Consider the following 18,955-nt stretch of genomic DNA (forward strand, 5'->3'; position numbering starts at 1 on the left):
TTAAAATAACCTACATATAAATATATCATCAAACCCTATAAAAGTTTGATGATACAACTTAATATTTATCAATATTTTACTTTTCGTCCGACTGTGGTTCCTCTTTGTAATCACCATTAGGACATAAAACAACTAAACCTTTCTTAGTTTTCTTTTGTACCAAGAAATGCCCATCATTTGGACAATTTCGTCCAATCGGTTGATCCCAAGAAACAAAATCACATTCAGGATAACGTGAACAGCCGTAGAACTTACGATTTCGTTTAGATTTCTTTTCTACAACCTGTCCCTTACCACATTTTGGACAAATTACGCCAATTTCTTTAATAATTGGTTTAGTATTTCGACAATCTGGGAATCTAGAACAAGCATAAAACTTCCCATAGCGTCCCATCTTAATTACCATTGGAGCCCCACAGATATCACAATTAAAACCAGCGGGTTCATCTTTAATTTGAATCTTCTGAATTTGGCTATCTGCTTTTTCCAGTTCTTTCTTAAACGGTTGATAGTATTCATCAACTACTTTAACCCAATTCTTTTTACCGTCTTCTACTCCGTCAAGTTCACTTTCAAGGCGAGCAGTATAATCAACATCAGTAATATCAGGGAAGAACTTTTCAATTAAACTATCTACTATTTCACCTAATTCAGTCGGAACAATCGATCTACCCTCAAGCTTCACATAATATCTTCTTTGAATAGTATCAATTGTAGGAGCATAAGTTGAAGGTCGTCCAACACCATTTTCTTCAAGTGCTCTAACTAAGCTAGCTTCAGTATATCTTGCTGGTGGAAGAGTGAAGTGTTGCTTGTTATCAGACTTAGTCATTTTAACTAAATCACCTTCATTAAGGTCAGGTAACTCAACAGATTTTTCTTGTTGGTTGTCATAAACTTTAGTAAAACCAGCAAACTTCAACTTAGATCCAGTTGTTCTGAAGCTTACACCATTTTGAACAATATCAGCCCTAATTGTGTCATATACAGCAGGTGTCATTTCGCTTGCCAAGAATCTTGACCAAATTAATTTATATAGACGATATTGCTCAGTTGTAAGAACACTTTTTAATGATTCAGGTGTTCGATAGACGCTAGTTGGACGAATTGCTTCATGGGCATCTTGAGCATCACCTTGGTTTTTAAAGTGTCTTTGACTTTTGGCAGCAAATTCTGCACCATACTTTTCATGTAAGAATTTAGAAGCCTCGGCCTGTGCTACTGGTGAAGTACGTTTAGAGTCAGTTCTCATATAAGTAATCAAACCAACAGTTCCTTCTTTACCCAAACTAATACCTTCGTATAATTGCTGAGCAATGCTCATAGTTCTTCTGGTTCTGTAGCCTAAGCGCTTGTTAGCTTCTTGTTGCATTGTTGAAGTAGTAAATGGAGCTGCTGGTTGTCTACGTCTTTCACGAGTAACAACATTTTTAATTTCGAAGTCAGATTTTTTATCAATTTTAGCAAGAACAGCCTTTACAGCATCATTGTTTGGCAAATCTTTCTTCTTACCATCTACGCCATAAAATGTTGCTTTAAATTTTTCTTTACCTCGTGAAAATTCAGCATCAATTGTCCAGTACTCTTCAGGCTTAAAGTTCTTGATTTCTTTTTCACGATCAATTACAAGCTTTAATGCAACAGATTGAACACGCCCTGCACTAAGACCTTTCTTTACCTTAGCCCAAAGGATTGGGGAAAGTGAGTATCCAACAATTCTATCTAATACACGTCTAGCTTGTTGAGCATCAACAGTATCCATATCAATTGTTCTTGGATTCTTAAAACTTTCTTTAACTGCATCTTTGGTAACTTCGTTAAAAGTAACACGATTCTTAGCAGTTTCATCCAAATCAAGTACATGAGCTACGTGCCAAGCAATTGCTTCTCCTTCACGATCGGGGTCGGATGCAAGATAAACTTCTTTAGCTTTCTTGGCTTCTTTTTTAAGCTCTTTAATGGTTTCACCTTTACCACGAATAGAGATATATTTTGGCTTAAAGTCATCTTCAAAGTCAATTCCCATTTGTGATTTTGGTAAATCTCTAATATGTCCTTTAGATGCAATAACGTGGAAATTGCGTCCTAAATATTTTTCAATTGTTTTCGCCTTAGCAGGTGATTCTACGATAACTAAGGTCTTTTTAGCTTTCGCTCTTGTCTTCTTTGTCTTTGCTTTAGTAGGCATTGACTGCCTCCTCTTATATTATTTATTTAAAAACTCTAATCAGAGAATAAAGTATTATGATCGGAGTTGTCAAATCTTTCTTTCGGAATTTCAAAATTTATAATCGGACTAGCTCCTATTTCAATGAGTTTATTAGGTCCATCTGATAGTCTACTAGTAATTGGACCTGGAACTGCATAAACATCTCGATTCTCTTGTAAAGCAATATTAGCAGTTATCAATGAACCAGACTTCTCTTTTGCTTCTGTAACTATAACACTTTGACTCAAACCTGCAAGAATTCTGTTTCTTTCAGGAAATCTAAATGGACGCGGCGGAGTATCTGGTAAGTATTCACTGATTAACAGGCCTTTATTAATGATTTCATCTTGTAAAGTATGATTTTGCACTGGATAATAATGATTCAAACCATTACCAACTACAGCAATCGTTTTTCCATTATTTTTTAGTGCCGCTTGATGAGCAAATGAATCTACTCCTTTAGCCAAACCACTCGCAATAACAATATTATCATTTATTAGATTTGGGACAATTTGATTAATAACTTGCCTACTGTAAGTCGTTGCCAATCTTGCACCGACTATTGTAACGATATTTTGTTTCAACAAAGAAACATCCCCTCTAGCAAATAAAACTAACGGTGGCTGATAAATTTGGCGTAATTGTTCTGGATATTCATCGTCAAAGAAACTAATGATCGTACACTGACTTTTAATTCTTTCCACTGCCAGATCAGATTTATCATTTCTATAAGCCTTTAAACATAATTCACGAATCTTAAGCGGTAAATCCATTGAATCTATCTGAATCGGATCTATTTCTTCTGTATCCAATTTACTAGCTATCTGCAACATTTTCACATAGCCAATACCTTTTTGCAATTTTAATTTTAATAAAAAGTCTGTTTTATTCATCATTAAAAAATCCCTCCATTTATATATACGTAAAAAATCGAGATTTTTCCGTGAAAATTTTAAAAAGGATGCAAAATGCATCCCTTTTAAGCTTCTAACATACTTTTTATTGGTTCGAATGTCTTTCTATGAATCGGCGTAGGACCATATTTTTCCAAGGCTAAAAGATGATCCTTAGTGCCATATCCTGCATTCTTGTTAAATTTGTAAGCTGGATAAATTGTATCATAATCATCCATCAATTTATCCCTAAAGACCTTTGCAATTATTGATGCTGCAGCAATTGAATTGGACTTTGCATCCCCTTTAATCAATTTTACTTGAGGAATGTCCACAGGTACATCCATAGCGTCTACCAATAAGGCATCAGGTTTTCGATCTAAATTCATGACTGCTTCAGCCATAGCCAATCTATCCGCCTCATAAATATTCACCTGATCGATGATCTGAGAACTTTTAACGCCAACTGCAACACTAACTGCTTTCTCCAATATTTCTGGATATAGCTCTAAACGACGACTGGGTGTTAACTTTTTAGAGTCATTTACCTCTATTAAATCAAAACTGTCATCAATAATTACTGCTGCAGTTACTACTGGCCCAGCAAGTGGTCCACGGCCAACTTCATCAACACCAGCTACAATTTTATTTTCTTTCCAAAATTTTTGTTCATATGAAAAACGATTCAAAAACTCCGCTTTTCTTTGCTTTTGTTTTTCTTGTCGTTTAAGATATGAATTTACTAACTTCTGAACGCCTACTCGCTCATCATTTTTTAGTTCATTAAGCCGGTCATTATCCAAATCATCAGAGGCAAGAAGTTCTTTTATTTCTTTGATGGTCATTATCTATCTAATGTAATCCTTCCAATTTTTCCTTTACGTAAACGTTGTAACATGTATAAAGAAAAACGATCATAATCTTCACGCATCCCATACTGATTTGTCATGGCTAATAATAAATCAGTATCGTTGATATTTTCAATCTGCTCTTTAGTAGCATGAGCAAACTTTACTAAATCACTTAGATAATACTTTCTTAAATCTTTAAGAACAAAAAGCGCAACATCATCAGCATGGAAAATACTATCTTTAATTGCACCAAATGCTGCCAATTTATATCCAACTTCTTGATCTTCAAATTTAGGCCATAAAATACCTGGAGTATCCAAAATTTGAATATTACTGTTAGTTTTTAACCAGGTTTGGCCTTTAGTGACACCTGGTTTATTACCAACCTCAGCAACATTTCTACCAACTAAGCGATTGATAATAGTTGACTTCCCACAATTTGGAATTCCGGCTAGGGCAATTCTAATAGTCGGGTTAGAAGCTCCTTTTGATTCTAACTTTTCAGTTTTTTTGGCTGCAGCTTTTTTGATTAATCCAATCAAGGCCTGCATGTTTGTATTGTGCAATGAATCCATTGCCATTACGAACTTACCTGGCTGCTGTAATTTTTTTTGCCACATCTTTGTAAGCACAGGATCCGCTAAATCTGCTTTATTTAATATAATCAGGTGAGGCTTATTACCAACTAGATCTTCAATCATAGGATTTCTCGAAGATCTAGGAATTCTCGCATCAAGTACTTCGACTATTACATCAATTAGATTCATTTTATCTTCTAATTGATTTCTAGCCTTGTTCATATGACCTGGATACCATTGAATATTTGCCATTTTTTCCTCCAAAAATATACTTATTAATCCTCTGAATGTAAAAACAAAACTTCAGCAAGTAAAATTTCGCGATACAAGGATAAAAATTCATCCCTGTATTCTTGCTTTTGCTGCGAAATTTGTCCTAGATAATTTCTTTCCAATCTAAAAGCATAACGATAAATCTCATCCCGAAATTCCAGTTCATCTGGACTACCTTCTGGAATGTTAATTGACTTACGTAATTCAAATAGAAAATCTTTCATAGATGTTTCATCAATTTGAGCCTTTAAATCAAATTTTAATTGTTTATGTATTTTTTTAGGTAAATAGATTTTATCTAATTCATTTAATGCATAATTAACCATATTTTCTTTAATATGATTTATTTCTTCTTCTTTTTCCTCATCGGACTTTTCTTTTGGTAAAACAAATCGAAAGATCACGGTTGGCACAATCATACTAATTATAATTAAAACAGCTTCACTAAATAAAATTAGATGAAAGTTATTGCTACTAATTAGGGTCTGATCGATAGTATACGCCAAGGCAAAGGTTACAGCACCATGAATTCCACCTAAAGCGAAGATCCATGAATCTTTATTGTTTATTCTCAAAACAAAAAAGCTATATAAATATCTAATAATTACATTGGCTAGATATAAAATTATACCAATAATAATTGCTAAATCTATTCTATTTGGTAACAAATTTCCTTTTAGTACTAAAACTAAACTTGCGCCTAAACCTACAAAAACTATCGAGTTCAATAAGTCACTTAAAATTCTAACAGATTGAAAATTATTGTAGATAAAAGCTACATTTGTTAACTTACTTCTCTCGGCTTCTGCATTATGAATTAAACCTGCTACAACTACAGCAATAATTCCTGAAACATTTATTTCTTCTGCAAAATAATATAGCAAGATTGGTGTCAACAAATAAAAAATCAATATTGCTGTTGTAGGATTATAATTATTTGATACAAATTGCAAATTTTTTCTTAAGAGCTTTTGTCTGATTAAAATTAAAAGTATTGAAAAAACTGATCCAAAAATAATTCCACCTAAAGCAGAATAAATAAATTGAACAAAAGTATAACCAATTTGCAAATTTTTCGACAAATACCAACCTATGGCCATATTTAAAAGAATAATACCAGAAGCATCGTTAAACAATGATTCATTTTTTAAATATCGGCTAATTTTCTTAGGTACTTTTAAACCATGAACAACAGATTCAGTCGCAGTTGCATCAGTAGGAGTAGAAATTGCTGCCAAAATAAAGCAAAGCGGTAAAGATAAACCTAAAATACCCCTTAAACTAAAACTAGCTACAATTGTAGCAATCAAAATCATTATAACAGTTATACTTACAATTGATTTCCAACTTCGTGCAATATTATATAACCTATTTTGCTGACCTTCAAAAAATAGTAAAGGAGCTATAATTAGCCCCATAAACAACTCTGGTTCAAAGGACATAATTTTTCCCCTAACCAGTAAGACTCCAATAAAGCCAATAACTAAAGAAATGTAATTGACAGAGATCTTTCTCAAAAATACACTTTGAATAATCATTGCTAAACTAGCTAACAAGCAGAGACTAATAACTAAGATAACGGCATTCATACATCTCATCTCCCTACTATGCAAAAAAGCCCCAAAACTGGGACTAATTAATAACTCATTTTTTCTTGATACATTTTATATGCTTGATCAAAAATTGTCATACTAGGTAAATATCCAGCATTCAATTCAAGGTATTCTGACAATTTTTCATAGTCTTGCTCTTGTCTTGGAAAAGTTGGATCATTCTGAGCATTATTGGCAAATTGGGCAACATCGTCAGTTGAATCTGGATCTCTTTGTGTCATTAAATAGCGATAAAAACTTTCTCTATAAGGCATAATTACTCCAAATAATATAAAATAGCGTATGCACCATTACCGGCATGGGTTGCAATAATTGGACTTGTTTCCTGAACTAATACATTGATGCTTGGATCGATATCTTTAATATCTTCTGCTAATTCAAACATTGCTTCTGGTGTATCCACATATGAAATACCAACTTCAGAAATTCTATCCTTATTCTTAGCAATATCTTCCAACACTCTTCTATCAAATGCTCTAGAAAATTTCTTGCCACGCCCTTTTTTAGCAACTTCTAAATTACCGTGAGGCATATGAAGTTCAATTCGGATATTTAAAAGTGTAGCAACCTTCCCAGTCAATGCACCAAGTCGTCCACCTTTAATAAGATTGTTAAGATCAACCACCATCATACGTAATTTTTGATTCTTTTTGATAGTTTCAATATGATCTAAGATTTCTTCTACACTTTTTCCTGCTTCAATATCTTTAGCTGCTGCTAAAACCTGTAAACCTTCTGCACGGTCAGTTAGTTCTGAATCAACAATATGTACTTGTTTAGTTTTTCCGGCAATTTCTGCAGCTTGTCTTGCTGCATCAATAGTACCGCTTAAAGTACGCGCTAAAAAGATACCAATAATTTCACTTCCGTCTCCAGTCAAATCTTCAATTACATCAACAAAGCGACCAATTGATGGTTGACTAGTTTTAGGTAACTCTTTAGATTCATTCATCTTTTTGACAAAGTCACTTCGGGAAATATCTTCACCATCAATATAAGTTTTTCCATCAATTGTGATAGTTAATGGTACAACTGTGATATCATATTTTTTTACTTCTTCCGCTGTCAATTGAACAGAGGAATCGGTCATAACTTTTATCTTTGACAAAATTTTCGCCCTCAATTCTAAAATGCCCATTTATTTTTTATGTTAAAATATGGACAAGTAAACATATAGTTAGTATATCAAAAAATTCTAATAAGAAAAAAGAATGATTGGACTGTTGTATATTGAAAAAATTAAATTTATGGCATGAGCCAGATGAAATGTCTAAAACTTATCAAATTTTAGATAATACTTTTAGTGCTATAACACATGGTATCGGCTTTGGACTAGCGGTAGCTGGATTAGTAGTTTTAATTGTTACTGCTGCATCAAGTGGTAGTCCAATGAAAGTTGTAACTTTTACCATTTATGGTTCATGCTTAGTATTATTATATTTATTTTCCACGCTATATCATAGCCTTATTTTTACTAAAGCTAGAAATGTCTTTCAAATTTTTGATCATTCATCAATATTTTTATTGATTGCTGGATCATATACACCATATTCTCTAGTAGCAATTGGTGGTGCCTGGGGATGGACTTTATTCGGCTTAGTCTGGGGATTAACTGTTATCGGTATTGTGTATTATATTTTTAATCGTGGTAAACATACTATCTTTGATACCATTATGTATGTATTTATGGGATGGTTAGTAATTTTATCCGGGCCTTACTTATACCTTCGATTAAGCCCAACTGGATTCTGGCTTTTAGTTGGTGGAGGTATTGCTTATACAGTTGGTGCACTTATGTATACCATGCGAAGAATTCCTTATATTCATGTTATCTGGCATCTATTTGTAATGCTTGGCTCAATCTTAATGTACTTTTCCGTTTTACTGTATGTCTAAAAAAACTTATCCAACTGGATAAGTTTTTTTATTATAAACTTTCTAAATACTCAGAAATTGCATCTTGGCTATTTCTTAAATTTCCTGAAACTACTTCTTTTTTTACTTTATCTAAAGTTTCTCCTAATTTTGGTCCAGGATTAATTCCCTTCTCAATTAAGAATCTTCCATCAATAACAAGCTCATCATTAGATTTAATCGGCAAAGCAAAGTATCGATCAATTAATGCGTTCGAATTTATCGGTTGACCTAAAATATTTGCCACATCAATTGTATTAAAAAGAACCTGTTTTCCAACTTTGAAAATTTCGTAATCACTAGGGACACGATCGGCCAATAAATCAAAACAAGCTATAATTTGTTCAACTTGATTAGTCATCGCATTAGAATTTTTCCATTTTTTCATAAAACTAGCAATTTGATTATTTTGAATTTTCAATAGAATAATAACAATTGACCAAAGACTAGTCTCCATCGTTGGACTGAATTTAAGCTTTGGAAATATTTCTAATAAGTCTCTTTTCCCAGCAAATTCTGGTACATCTTCACTTAAGTGTGTCTTTAAGAAAACATCAAAAGCTTTTCTGGCATTAGGACCCAAGCCCATCTTGACGAATTCATCGCGCACTCTTTCAACAGAAATTTTTTGTAACAATTGATGATTATCGGAAATAGCTTGTTCAGTTTTTTCTTCTAAGTTAAATTTTAATTGACTCATAAATCTAACTGCTCGCATCATTCTTAAAGCATCTTCATGGAAACGCGTTTCCGCATCCCCAACAGCTCTAATCACTTTATTTTCTAAATCCTCTAATCCATTAAATAAATCAATAATTTCACCTTGGGTATTCATTGCAAGAGCATTAATTGTAAAATCTCTTCTCTTTAAATCCTCATCAAGATTTTGAACAAAAGTCACATGATCAGGGCGACGAAAATCTTGATAACCAGATTCAGTTCTAAAAGTTGTAATTTCATAACTTTCACCATCATATAGAACTGTTACCGTTCCATGTTGAATACCTGTATCAATGGTTTTATCAAATAATTTTTTTACTTCTTCAGGATACGCACTAGTAGCAATATCAACGTCATGAATATGACGACCTAATAAAATATCTCTGACGGATCCACCTACAAAGTAGGCTTCAAATCCGCCATTTTCTAATCTCTCTAATACTGGCAATGCTGCCTTAAATACTTCTGGTAATTCTTTTAATTTCATAATCTAATCAACTCATTTTCATTGTGGTAGTTTAAAGTGAAGGAAGGATTTAAGTGAAACAAAGTACTTATTTACTTTTTTCGAATTATTTATGATTGCTTTAGGATATGCTATATATGCATTAAGCCTTAATATCTCTTCGACACTTTTGGGTAATTTAATATAGGTTTAACCACTTTAAACCTTACTGTTCCTTTAGTTTTCATAGGTTATCGCTTTATGGTAAAGAAACTGCTAGCTTATACCGGTGGGGCACTTTATCACTTTCATTTTTCTTAGCATTTTAGCGATTAATATCAATTATACCGCAATTAGACTTAGATCACGACCTCTTCCTATCGGTAACTGGGATGATTTCTTATTTGACTATTTATCGCCTTAATAGAACTTAGTGAAGTCTTTGATTACAATTAAAACAAAGATATTTATTTTCATATAAATAAAGCTTGGAGTAGATTTATATGTTTAATTACATATAAATCCTCCAAGCTTTTTACATTATTTGATTATACAATTCTTGCATTTCTTCATCTTCTGGAACTAATTTTAGATATTTATCTAAAATTTGCCTTACAATCTCATCACTCTTAGCTTGAGTATTAAAGAATATTGCCATTTGACGAAGAAAATCTTCATTATCTTGAAATTCCGGATAAGCAAGCAAAAATTCACTCTTAGATTTTTCATCATTCTCCAAATGTTGATATGATAAAGCTAAATTCCAGTGAACCTGTGGTTCAAGATCTTCATCATCTAAATTCGAAAAAAGTTCAAGGTTTTCTTTATATTTATGTTCGTGTAAGTATAAATTTGATAGTTGAAGTCTTAAATCGTTATTATCACCAGCAACTTCTAACCCTTTTTTCAATAGCTCTTCAGCAATATCTAATTGATTAAGATTTGCGGCTGCCTTTGCACCCTTTGAATATAAAACTTCGTCTAATTCATTATATGCCAAGCCAGCTTGAGCAGAACGTAATACTTGTTCATTATCATTCTTTTGTTCATAGGCTTGTGCAAGTAATGGGTATGCATTAACATAATCCGGACTCTGATCAATCACCTCGTCCAAATATTTAATTGCTTGGTCAACATCACCGACTGCTAGCATGACAAGACCAGCCTGATATTTACTATCTATATCGATAATACTTGTGTCATTATCCTTTATTACTTCACTAGCTTTCTCGTAATGGCCTAATTTTGCTTCCGTTTGGAATAATCGCTGAATAAGGTTTACTTCCCCAAAGGTCTTTTGACGTTCGATTAGATCTTTATACAATGCCAAAGCGGCATCATAATCACCACTCATATAGTCTAACTCTGCTAAGCCAAATTTAATTGCATCTTCATTAGAATTCAAATTAAGCGCCTGTTGTAATTTTGCTCTAGCTGTCTCAATAAAGCCATTTGTTTGATAATAATCTGCTTGGACTAACAAACTATCGATATATGCAGAAGATGTCTTATCAATATCAAATAATAAAGTAAGACCATCATCATCATTACCATCGTTTAATAAAATTTCGGCCAAATATACCTTAAAAATATCTTCCTGAGGGAACTTAGCAATTAAGAATCGGTATACTTCTTTTGATAGATCAGTAAAACCATAGTCTGTTAAATTTTCAGCCAAAGAAGCAAGAATATCTGGATCATCATTATCTAAAGCTTTTTTTAATAAAATTTTATCTTGTGAAAAATCATGTTTTTCAATCGCATCTAATAATTGTTCTGAATAAGTCATATTAACCTCCAGATTATTATTCTACACAAAAAAATGCACTGATCAAAGATCAATGCATTTTTGATACAATAACTACTTAATTGCGTCCTTAAGTGCCTTGCCTGGCTTAAATGCAGGAACTTCACTTGCTGGAATTTCAATTTCCTTTCCAGTTTGTGGGTTACGGCCCTTACGTGCAACACGATGACGTACTTCAAAAGTACCAAAACCAATTAATTGAACCTTGTTACCATTAGTAAGTTCATCTTGAATTGAACTAAAAATTGCATCAACTGCAGCAGTAACATCTTTTTTGGTTAATTCTGTCTTTGTAGCTACATCAGAAACTAATTCAGCTTTATTTGCCACTGTATTTCACCTCCAGTTTGAACTTAAAATTCTAACTTTTACGGAACTTTATTTAATTCCTAAAAAATAAAATATCACAAAAGCCCTGATACAACAAGCTTTCTATCAATTTATTTTCTCTTTCTAGCAATAACTTTAATTGGGGTTCCAACGAAATCAAAATTATCTCTTAATTGATTAATTAGGAATCGCTCATAAGAAAAGTGCATTAGTTCAGGATCATTTACAAATACAACAAAAGTCGGTGGATTAATAGCCACTTGCGTCATATAGTAAACTCTCAATCGCTTACCTTTTATCATTGGAGTAGGCACTAACTTGCTTGCTTCAAACAAAAGATCATTGAGAACACTAGACTGAATTCTTTGCGTTTGATTTTTATTAACCTTCTTAACCATCTTTGGTATAGAATCTAATCTTTGACCAGTTTTCGCAGAAACAAACAAAATTGGAGCATAATCGAGATATTGAAATTCTCTTCTAATGACTTGTTCAAAGTCTTTGGCGCTTCCACTATCTTTTTTTGGTAAATCCCATTTATTTACAACAATAATGATTCCTCTACCTGCTTCATGAGCATACCCTGCTACTCTTTTATCTTGCTCTCTAATACCTGTACTTGCATCGAGAACCAAACAAACCACATCTGAGCGTTCAATAGCACTTAGAGCACGCATGACTGAATATTTTTCAGTTTTTTCATATACTTTTCCACGTCTACGAATTCCAGCAGTATCGATTAATCTAAATTTATCTCCATCATCATCTGTGAACGGAGTATCAATTGCGTCTCTTGTTGTTCCTTCTTCATTAGCAACAATTACTCTATCTTCACCTAACAACTTATTCACAATTGAAGATTTACCAACATTAGGTCGACCAATTACACTGAAAGAAATAGTATCATCTGTCTTACTATCTTTTTCATCTGGAAAACTATCGACTACTTTATCAAGCAAATCACCAATACCAGTACCGTGACTTCCTGAAACAGGAATTGGATCACCTAAGCCCAAACTATAAAAGTCGTAAATATTTGCTCTTTGTTCTGGATTATCCGCCTTATTTACTGCTAATATTACCGGCTTATTTGTTCTATATAATAATTGAGCAACTTTTTCATCTAAGTCAGTAATTCCATTTACTACACTTGCCAACATGATAATTACATCGGCTTCTTCAATAGCTATTTCGGCTTGAGCACGAATTTCTTCTTCGATCTTTCCGCCTTCCCAGGTAATACCACCTGTATCAATCAAATTAAATTTATGTCCAAGCCACTCTGCTGGGGCATAATTACGATCTCGTGTTACACCTGGTTTATCTTCTACGATAGCTAATCGTTCATTGATTATCCGGTTGAAAAGAGTCGATTTACCAACATTAGGTCGACCCACAATTGCTACGACTGGTAAAACCATAGATTTCAGCCTCCTTCTCAACAAAAAAAGCCGACAAAGTCGGCTTTAATTCTTACGATTATTTACGGTCTTTTAATTGGTCACCAATAATGTCACCCAAGGCAAAACCATTGTCATCGTTGCTCATGTACTTCTTGTTTACTGAGTTATCGTTACGTGGACGACGTGGACGAGAACTTTCTTCTGAAGAAGCGTTTGAGTCAGCAGCCTTGATTGAAAGTGAAATTCTTCTTTCGCTAGGGTCAACGTTTAATACCTTAACCTTAACAGTTTGACCAACTTTCAAAACATCACTTGGCTTGTCAACATGCTTGGTTGAAATTTCTGAAACGTGTACCAAACCTTGAATACCGTCAGTAACTTCAACAAAGGCACCGAAGTTAGTTAAAGACTTAACTTCACCTTCAAAAATGTCACCTTCATTTAAGCCTGAAGTAGCTTGTTCAAATGGTGAAGGTTCTGTTTGCTTGATTGACAAGGAGATACGATGTCTGTCATTGTCAATACCAATGACTTTAACCTTAACATCTTGACCAACCTTTAAAACATCGCTTGGCTTGTCAACATGCTTGTAAGAAATTTCTGAAATGTGAACTAAACCATCCACACCACCAACGTCAATAAATGCTCCAAAGTTAGTTAAACGAGAAACCTTACCTTCAACAACGTCACCAACAACTAATTGTGATGCTACGTTATCGAATGCTTCTTCACGTTCTTCTTCAACTAAATCTTTGTGTGAAAGAATCAAACGGTTCTTATTTGGATCAATTTCAGTGATCTTAAGTTTCATGGTCTTACCAATGTATGGCTTAAGATCTGAAACGTAACGATTTGAAATTAATGAAGCTGGCAAGAAACCTCTAGTACCGACATCAACAAGTAAACCACCACGTACTGATGAAGTTACAGTACCTTCAATTGGATTACCTTCTTCGAAGTCCTTTTGTAACTTGTCAAATGCTTCTCTTTCCTTCAAGCGAGTAACTGAGAAGAAAAATTCACCATTTTCCTTATCGCCACCAGCTCTTCTTAATACTAAAGCCTTAAAAGTATCACCGGGCTTAACTAATTCACGCAAGTTTGCGTTACGGTCTGAAGTAAATTCACGGTGAGTAATTACACCTTCAACACCGGCGTTAATAACACCAACATCGATTTGACCATCTTCAACGTCTAATACTTCGACATCGACAATATCTCCGACCTCAACTCCTTGCATTTCCTTTAATGCGTCTAAAAATTGATTACTGTTTTCTGACATATGTACCTCCCAATATCATGTCTAATTTTAAATTATATTTAGATTTTTTTCTACTATTTTCTACTATTTTTTTAAACTTTTTTCTTTTCGTTGAATTTTCATCAAAATTTCGTTTACAACTTCGTCGATTGTCATGTTAGTTGTATCGATTTCAATTGCATCTTTTGCCTTTTTCAATGGTGAGATTTTTCGATGAGAATCTTTATAATCTCTCTCAGCAATGTCGGCTTCTATCTCTTCTACTGTTTGATCTGTTTTAATTCCGCGCTCTTTAAAGTCCAACATTCTTCTTTCAGCTCGTGATCTTGCAGACGCAATTAAGAAAATTTTAACTTCAGCATTTGGAAGCACTGTTGTACCAATGTCTCTGCCATCCATAATGACACTTACTTCTCCTGCCATTTTTCTTTGCAAATCAACCATTTTTTTCCTAATTTTTGGCAACGCAGAAACTTGAGAAACATTTGCTGAAATTTCAGGTGTTCTTATTTCTAATGAAATATCCTCTCCAGCCGAATAAACCTTTTGTTCACCATTTTCCGATTTAAGTTCGATACCGTCTTCATTTATGGCTTGTAAAATCTTTTCCTCATCACCATAATCAATTCCATGTCTCTTCGCAATAACAGTACATGCTCGATACATGGCTCCTGTATCAATATAAACAAAAGATAATTTGTTTGCGATAATTTTAGCTACTGTACTTTTTCCTGCTGAAGCAGGACCATCAATTGCTACTTGCATATTTTGTTTTATTTCCATACCTTTCCTGAGATTTATTTAAGTTTAAGAGTTTGCCCCGCATCAACTGATTCAGAATCACTAATACCATTTAATTCTGCTAATTGAGCTACAGTCATTCCGTGACTATTAGCAATACCAGAAAGAGTATCTCCTTCTTTTACAACATAGGTTTTTTCTACAGAAGATGATGAGCTTGATGAACTAATCTGAGTATTCACCTTTGAAGATACCTTATTTTTATTGGTATTCTTCTTGATCTTCTTCACTTTCTTGGAGCTTGTGCTACTTTTTACTTCAGTTGAATTTTTGCTACTTTTTACAGTTTCAACTTCTTTAGCTTTTTCTTGGTGATTATTTGATGATAGTTTGTGAGCAACTGGAATCATTACAACTAATACCAAAATAAGGATACAGATTACAGTACCCCAGCCCTTACCTGAATTTTTGGGCGTCCTTGAAGTTCTTGGTTTATCAGGACGTTCATAATGTTTATATGGACCATTTGAATTATTGTCCATTTGAATTCCTCCCATTTATTGACTAAGTTAAATTTTAGCATAGATAAATGAACAGTAACATAAAAAAAGAGATGTTTAACATCTCTTTTTGCTATTTATTTAAATTAAATTTTCTTTCCACAAACGGTTTAATACTCTTCAGCACAGATTGGAATAAAATATATACAACAATTGAATTGATTAACCCTTTTAATAAATTAAATGGAACTATAATTCCGAAAATATATGCTCCCATTGATGGAAGATGAAGCAACTGTCCTAAATACATTTTAACAGTAAAGTTATATAAAGCACTGTAGCTTGAAATACTTGGAACATTAGCTATAGATGTTACAGCATATACCGGAGTTAAGATAAATGCATTTGTAAGAGCCATTACAATCGTCATTGCTATGATACCAATTAATAAACCTAAGATTGGAAGAAGACGTCCTTTGGTAGTTTTACTGTTAGATTTATTAATACCGCGAGCTGTGTAATAAAATGGCAGAGCAAATGATAATGTAGCCAAGAATGCAGCTATCTATCCAACTACGCTAGGTAGTGAGAACCCAGAAAAAATCAGACTAATTAACGTTCTGATAAACGTTATAAAAACACCTGGTCCTGCTCCAAAAACAAAAGTTCCAACTGTAACCACAACATCTGAAAAGTCAAACTTCAAAAAGCCAACTCCAGGCATAATTGGAAACTCAATTTTCATTACTACAAATGAAATTGCTCCAATTAATGCATAAGCAATAATGTTGGATAAATTACTCGATTTTTTATTTAATCGATCCATACTTATCTCTCCTTTTTATACACAAAAGGGTCTATTGCTTCAGCAACAGACTCTTTTAAAAGATAAGTATTTTATTACTTTTAAGATTGGCCTGTCTTCTCTCATCTAGACTTTAACTATCGGTATTCTTTCGAAATTCAACTACTTTCATAGCTCGCGGACTTGAACCGCCGGTCGGGAATCACACCCTGCCCTGAAGACAACAAACTCTATATAACCTAGTTTCATTCTAATTCAAGTGTTTTAACCTGTCAATTTCTTCGTGTGTTAACTCACGATATTGTCCAGAAGCTAAATTACCAAGTTCCAAAAATGCATATCTTTCTCTTGATAATTTCTCTACTAAATGTCCAACAGCCTTAAACATTCTCTTAACTTGATGATAATGTCCCTCGTGAATTGTTAATTGAACAATTTGCGTATTTTTCCTTTTATCAGTTTTTAGGATTTTTACCTTAGCACGTGAGCTTTTATATTTATCAAATTTTACACCCTTTTTTAAGCTCATGATCTCTTCAGGAGTTAAAATTCCTTTTATCTTGGCTACATAAACTTTAGAAACTTCATTCTTTGGGTGCATAAGCTTGTTAGCAAGCTTTCCATCGTTAGTCATTAATAATAATCCTGAAGTATCATAATCCAATCTACCAACTGGATATAAGCGGTATGGGATATCTTCAAAATAATCAACAACTGTCTTTCTACCTTTTTCATCTTTGGCAGTTGAAACTATGCCGCGAGGTTTATAAAAAAGATATGTATGTAAACTTTCTCTTTCAATTGGATCGCCATCAACAGTTATGTTACTGAAAGTATCAACCTTTGTTCCAAGTTTAGTTACTACTTTACCATCTACGCGTACTCTTCCGTCAACGATCATTTTTTCTGCCTTACGTCGAGAAGCTATTCCCGCCTCAGCAATTACTTTTTGCAATCTTTCTAAAGCCATAAAGTTCTCCTCTTATTAATTTTCCTCATCTTCTGTTTCAAAATTATCATCTTCAAAATCTTCAATTAATGGTAAATCTGCCAAGCTTTCAAAATTAAAGTATTGTAAGAAATATTCCGTTGTTACATATAAATTGGGATGACCTGGAGCATCCTTTTTTCCTTTAGTTTCAACCAGACCACGCCATATTAGCGTTTGTATAGCACCAGAAGAGTTCACTCCTCTAATATCGTCAATCTCAACTCTAGTAATCGGCTGATGATATGCAATAATTGATAGAATTTCTAATGCAGATTGACTCAAATTTTTACTTAAATCTTTTGAAAAATATTTCTGAATAATTTGGCCTGTTTGAGGATTAGTTGTCATTTTATACAAATCATTAATATGAATAACCTGTAGTCCTGAGTCTTCAGACTTGTACTTTTTCTTTAGCTTATCAATTTCTGAATCTAATTCATTATCAGTAAAAGAAAGTAGATGTAATAAATTAGTTCTCTCAATTCCATTGTCTCCTGCTACATATAACAATGCCTCAAGCTCAGCTGTTTTAGACGTCATCTTCTACTCCTCTTAACTCCAGATCACCAAAATCTTGAGTTTGTTTTACATTTATTTCTTTATTTTTACATAATTCCAATGTTGCCAAGAAAAGTCCAATCACATCCGAAAGATTGTTCATATCTTTGACACAAGTAAAAAAACTTATTTCTTTATACTTGTGTAATTTAAGTTTTAAGTAATCAATCATTTCACTAATAGAAATTTCTTTAACTTTGATTGAAACGATTTCTGGTTTTTTCAATTTCATTTTTTTCACAATCAGTGAGAAAGTCTTTGCCAATTCTTCTGAGGTTATTTGTCCCATCGGGAGAGGTTGAATCTTGTTAGTAGTTGATACACTAGCTTCTTTAGCGATAGTAATTGGGACCGTCTCATTTTTTTCTTTAAAATATTCAGATATCTTCTTAAAGATCGAATATTGAACTAATTGTTGCACTAACTCATCACGAGGATCTTCCTCAACTTCTTCTACGAAGTCATTTTGAGGTAATAAATATTGTGATTTCACTCGTAAAAGAGTTGATGACATTACAAAATATTCACCTGCAATTTGTAAATTGAGTTGTTGCATTTTCTTTAAATAATCCAAATATTGACTTGTAATCTGAGAAATTGGAATATCATAGATATCAATTTTTTGAGATTGGATGAGATGTAAAAGCAAATCCAAAGGACCCTCAAAATTAGGTAATTCTAATGTTAAATCATCTTTATTTGTCATTGTCTTTTTTTAATAATTTGATTAAATACGTATACTCAGGTACGGCCGTAACTTTCTTATCGGGATGTCCATTTGCCAAATCTGTCAAAATTTCTTTCAAATATTTTTCTTCTCTAAACCCAGGTGCAAGTGAAAGATATCTGATAATCACAAAATTTTGATCAATTTGCGTCCCTAAAACTCCTACAACATTAGAATCCTCTTCTTTATACAAATAAAGTTGAAAATCGTCATCTTCTTGATTCAACCTTATTTCATCTTTTAAATTATCGATATTTTTAAAATCAGGTAAAAAAGACAACAATCCCATAGCTGTTTTTTCGTAATCTTTTTTATATTGAACTAACATTTATTTCA

General features: G+C 33.2%; 19 protein-coding genes, 2 pseudogenes and 1 riboswitch. Of the genes and pseudogenes, 2 read left to right on the forward strand and 19 right to left on the reverse strand.

The features are described from left to right. Positions 1-76: 76 nt before the first annotated feature. The 7 genes from topA to NFR82_RS04000 form a co-directional block, all read right to left on the reverse strand. Positions 77-2,188 carry a type I DNA topoisomerase gene (gene topA / locus NFR82_RS03970; RefSeq protein WP_251716994.1) on the reverse strand — a complete coding sequence of 704 codons (2,112 nt, stop codon included), beginning with the start codon at positions 2,186-2,188 and terminating at the stop codon, positions 77-79. 35 nt (positions 2,189-2,223) lie between these two features. Next, complete coding sequence (gene dprA / locus NFR82_RS03975) at positions 2,224-3,102, reverse strand: DNA-processing protein DprA (protein WP_251717053.1); 879 nt, start codon at positions 3,100-3,102, stop codon at positions 2,224-2,226. 86 nt (positions 3,103-3,188) lie between these two features. Then, positions 3,189-3,947, reverse strand: a complete 759-nt coding sequence (locus tag NFR82_RS03980; protein ID WP_251716995.1) for a ribonuclease HII — start codon at positions 3,945-3,947, stop codon at positions 3,189-3,191. Beyond that, positions 3,947-4,783 carry a ribosome biogenesis GTPase YlqF gene (gene ylqF / locus NFR82_RS03985; RefSeq protein WP_251716996.1) on the reverse strand — a complete coding sequence of 279 codons (837 nt, stop codon included), beginning with the start codon at positions 4,781-4,783 and terminating at the stop codon, positions 3,947-3,949. The genes NFR82_RS03980 and ylqF overlap by 1 nt, the downstream gene beginning before the upstream one ends. A gap of 23 nt (positions 4,784-4,806) precedes the next feature. After that, positions 4,807-6,393 carry a cation:proton antiporter gene (locus NFR82_RS03990; RefSeq protein WP_251716997.1) on the reverse strand — a complete coding sequence of 529 codons (1,587 nt, stop codon included), beginning with the start codon at positions 6,391-6,393 and terminating at the stop codon, positions 4,807-4,809. A 47-nt stretch (positions 6,394-6,440) separates the two neighbouring features. Further along, entirely contained in the window at positions 6,441-6,671 is a 231-nt protein-coding gene (locus NFR82_RS03995) for a YozE family protein (protein ID WP_251716998.1), read from the reverse strand. A 2-nt stretch (positions 6,672-6,673) separates the two neighbouring features. Then, complete coding sequence (locus NFR82_RS04000) at positions 6,674-7,525, reverse strand: DegV family protein (RefSeq protein ID WP_251716999.1); 852 nt, start codon at positions 7,523-7,525, stop codon at positions 6,674-6,676. Between the two features lie 158 nt (positions 7,526-7,683). Here NFR82_RS04000 and trhA point away from each other — a divergent pair, with 158 nt between their 5' ends. Continuing rightward, entirely contained in the window at positions 7,684-8,313 is a 630-nt protein-coding gene (gene trhA / locus NFR82_RS04005; RefSeq protein ID WP_420908736.1) for a PAQR family membrane homeostasis protein TrhA, read from the forward strand. A gap of 31 nt (positions 8,314-8,344) precedes the next feature. Here the strand turns inward: trhA and NFR82_RS04010 are convergent, their stop codons facing one another. Next, a complete protein-coding gene (locus NFR82_RS04010; protein ID WP_420908733.1) occupies positions 8,345-9,538 on the reverse strand; it encodes a CCA tRNA nucleotidyltransferase in 1,194 nt (397 codons plus the stop codon). Between the two features lie 91 nt (positions 9,539-9,629). Between NFR82_RS04010 and NFR82_RS04015 the strand changes: the two are divergent. After that, a pseudogene (locus tag NFR82_RS04015) lies at positions 9,630-9,927 on the forward strand (YitT family protein); the annotation flags it as partial. A gap of 104 nt (positions 9,928-10,031) precedes the next feature. On the opposite strand, the gene NFR82_RS04020 reads toward NFR82_RS04015, so the two are convergent. The 11 genes and pseudogenes from NFR82_RS04020 to NFR82_RS04070 form a co-directional block, all read right to left on the reverse strand. Then, positions 10,032-11,285, reverse strand: coding sequence for a tetratricopeptide repeat protein (locus NFR82_RS04020; RefSeq protein ID WP_251717001.1), 1,254 nt, complete (start codon positions 11,283-11,285; stop codon positions 10,032-10,034). 72 nt (positions 11,286-11,357) lie between these two features. Further along, complete coding sequence (locus NFR82_RS04025; RefSeq protein WP_251717002.1) at positions 11,358-11,633, reverse strand: HU family DNA-binding protein; 276 nt, start codon at positions 11,631-11,633, stop codon at positions 11,358-11,360. A gap of 110 nt (positions 11,634-11,743) precedes the next feature. Continuing rightward, the gene (gene der / locus NFR82_RS04030; RefSeq protein WP_251717003.1) at positions 11,744-13,054 is read right to left on the reverse strand and encodes a ribosome biogenesis GTPase Der; all 1,311 of its coding nucleotides are present in this window, start codon (positions 13,052-13,054) and stop codon (positions 11,744-11,746) included. A gap of 58 nt (positions 13,055-13,112) precedes the next feature. Then, the gene (rpsA, locus tag NFR82_RS04035; RefSeq protein WP_251717004.1) at positions 13,113-14,318 is read right to left on the reverse strand and encodes a 30S ribosomal protein S1; all 1,206 of its coding nucleotides are present in this window, start codon (positions 14,316-14,318) and stop codon (positions 13,113-13,115) included. Between the two features lie 63 nt (positions 14,319-14,381). Then, positions 14,382-15,062 carry a (d)CMP kinase gene (gene cmk / locus NFR82_RS04040; protein WP_251717055.1) on the reverse strand — a complete coding sequence of 227 codons (681 nt, stop codon included), beginning with the start codon at positions 15,060-15,062 and terminating at the stop codon, positions 14,382-14,384. A 32-nt stretch (positions 15,063-15,094) separates the two neighbouring features. Continuing rightward, entirely contained in the window at positions 15,095-15,580 is a 486-nt protein-coding gene (locus tag NFR82_RS04045) for an SAG1386/EF1546 family surface-associated protein (protein ID WP_251717005.1), read from the reverse strand. A gap of 91 nt (positions 15,581-15,671) precedes the next feature. Then, positions 15,672-16,364 (reverse strand): annotated as a pseudogene (locus tag NFR82_RS04050) (ECF transporter S component). Between the two features lie 89 nt (positions 16,365-16,453). Beyond that, positions 16,454-16,569, reverse strand: a riboswitch (FMN riboswitch). A 24-nt stretch (positions 16,570-16,593) separates the two neighbouring features. Then, positions 16,594-17,313, reverse strand: a complete 720-nt coding sequence (locus NFR82_RS04055) for a pseudouridine synthase (protein ID WP_251717006.1) — start codon at positions 17,311-17,313, stop codon at positions 16,594-16,596. Positions 17,314-17,328: 15 nt separating this feature from the next. Continuing rightward, positions 17,329-17,874: an SMC-Scp complex subunit ScpB gene (gene scpB, locus NFR82_RS04060; protein WP_251717007.1), complete on the reverse strand. Its 546-nt coding sequence runs from the start codon at positions 17,872-17,874 to the stop codon at positions 17,329-17,331. Continuing rightward, a complete protein-coding gene (locus tag NFR82_RS04065; RefSeq protein ID WP_251717008.1) occupies positions 17,864-18,598 on the reverse strand; it encodes a segregation and condensation protein A in 735 nt (244 codons plus the stop codon). The genes scpB and NFR82_RS04065 overlap by 11 nt, the downstream gene beginning before the upstream one ends. Further along, positions 18,588-18,947: a reductase gene (locus NFR82_RS04070; protein ID WP_251717009.1), complete on the reverse strand. Its 360-nt coding sequence runs from the start codon at positions 18,945-18,947 to the stop codon at positions 18,588-18,590. The genes NFR82_RS04065 and NFR82_RS04070 overlap by 11 nt, the downstream gene beginning before the upstream one ends. Positions 18,948-18,955: the final 8 nt, after the last annotated feature.

The organism is Lactobacillus agrestimuris, from assembly GCF_943193025.1.
Taxonomy (GTDB): Bacteria; Bacillota; Bacilli; order Lactobacillales; family Lactobacillaceae; genus Lactobacillus; species Lactobacillus agrestimuris.

Excerpts from the sequence above, each read along its gene's own strand:
- topA (WP_251716994.1), bottom strand. The coding sequence starts at position 2,188 with ATGCCTACTAAAGCAAAGACAAAGAAGACAAGAGCGAAAGCTAAAAAG.
- dprA (WP_251717053.1), bottom strand. The coding sequence starts at position 3,102 with ATGAATAAAACAGACTTTTTATTAAAATTAAAATTGCAAAAAGGTATT.
- NFR82_RS03980 (WP_251716995.1), bottom strand. The coding sequence starts at position 3,947 with ATGACCATCAAAGAAATAAAAGAACTTCTTGCCTCTGATGATTTGGAT.
- ylqF (WP_251716996.1), bottom strand. The coding sequence starts at position 4,783 with ATGGCAAATATTCAATGGTATCCAGGTCATATGAACAAGGCTAGAAAT.
- NFR82_RS03990 (WP_251716997.1), bottom strand. The coding sequence starts at position 6,393 with ATGAATGCCGTTATCTTAGTTATTAGTCTCTGCTTGTTAGCTAGTTTA.
- NFR82_RS03995 (WP_251716998.1), bottom strand. The coding sequence starts at position 6,671 with ATGCCTTATAGAGAAAGTTTTTATCGCTATTTAATGACACAAAGAGAT.
- trhA (WP_420908736.1), top strand. The coding sequence starts at position 7,684 with ATGTCTAAAACTTATCAAATTTTAGATAATACTTTTAGTGCTATAACA.
- NFR82_RS04010 (WP_420908733.1), bottom strand. The coding sequence starts at position 9,538 with ATGAAATTAAAAGAATTACCAGAAGTATTTAAGGCAGCATTGCCAGTA.
- NFR82_RS04020 (WP_251717001.1), bottom strand. The coding sequence starts at position 11,285 with ATGACTTATTCAGAACAATTATTAGATGCGATTGAAAAACATGATTTT.
- der (WP_251717003.1), bottom strand. The coding sequence starts at position 13,054 with ATGGTTTTACCAGTCGTAGCAATTGTGGGTCGACCTAATGTTGGTAAA.
- rpsA (WP_251717004.1), bottom strand. The coding sequence starts at position 14,318 with ATGTCAGAAAACAGTAATCAATTTTTAGACGCATTAAAGGAAATGCAA.
- cmk (WP_251717055.1), bottom strand. The coding sequence starts at position 15,062 with ATGCAAGTAGCAATTGATGGTCCTGCTTCAGCAGGAAAAAGTACAGTA.
- NFR82_RS04045 (WP_251717005.1), bottom strand. The coding sequence starts at position 15,580 with ATGGACAATAATTCAAATGGTCCATATAAACATTATGAACGTCCTGAT.
- NFR82_RS04055 (WP_251717006.1), bottom strand. The coding sequence starts at position 17,313 with ATGGCTTTAGAAAGATTGCAAAAAGTAATTGCTGAGGCGGGAATAGCT.
- scpB (WP_251717007.1), bottom strand. The coding sequence starts at position 17,874 with ATGACGTCTAAAACAGCTGAGCTTGAGGCATTGTTATATGTAGCAGGA.
- NFR82_RS04065 (WP_251717008.1), bottom strand. The coding sequence starts at position 18,598 with ATGACAAATAAAGATGATTTAACATTAGAATTACCTAATTTTGAGGGT.
- NFR82_RS04070 (WP_251717009.1), bottom strand. The coding sequence starts at position 18,947 with ATGTTAGTTCAATATAAAAAAGATTACGAAAAAACAGCTATGGGATTG.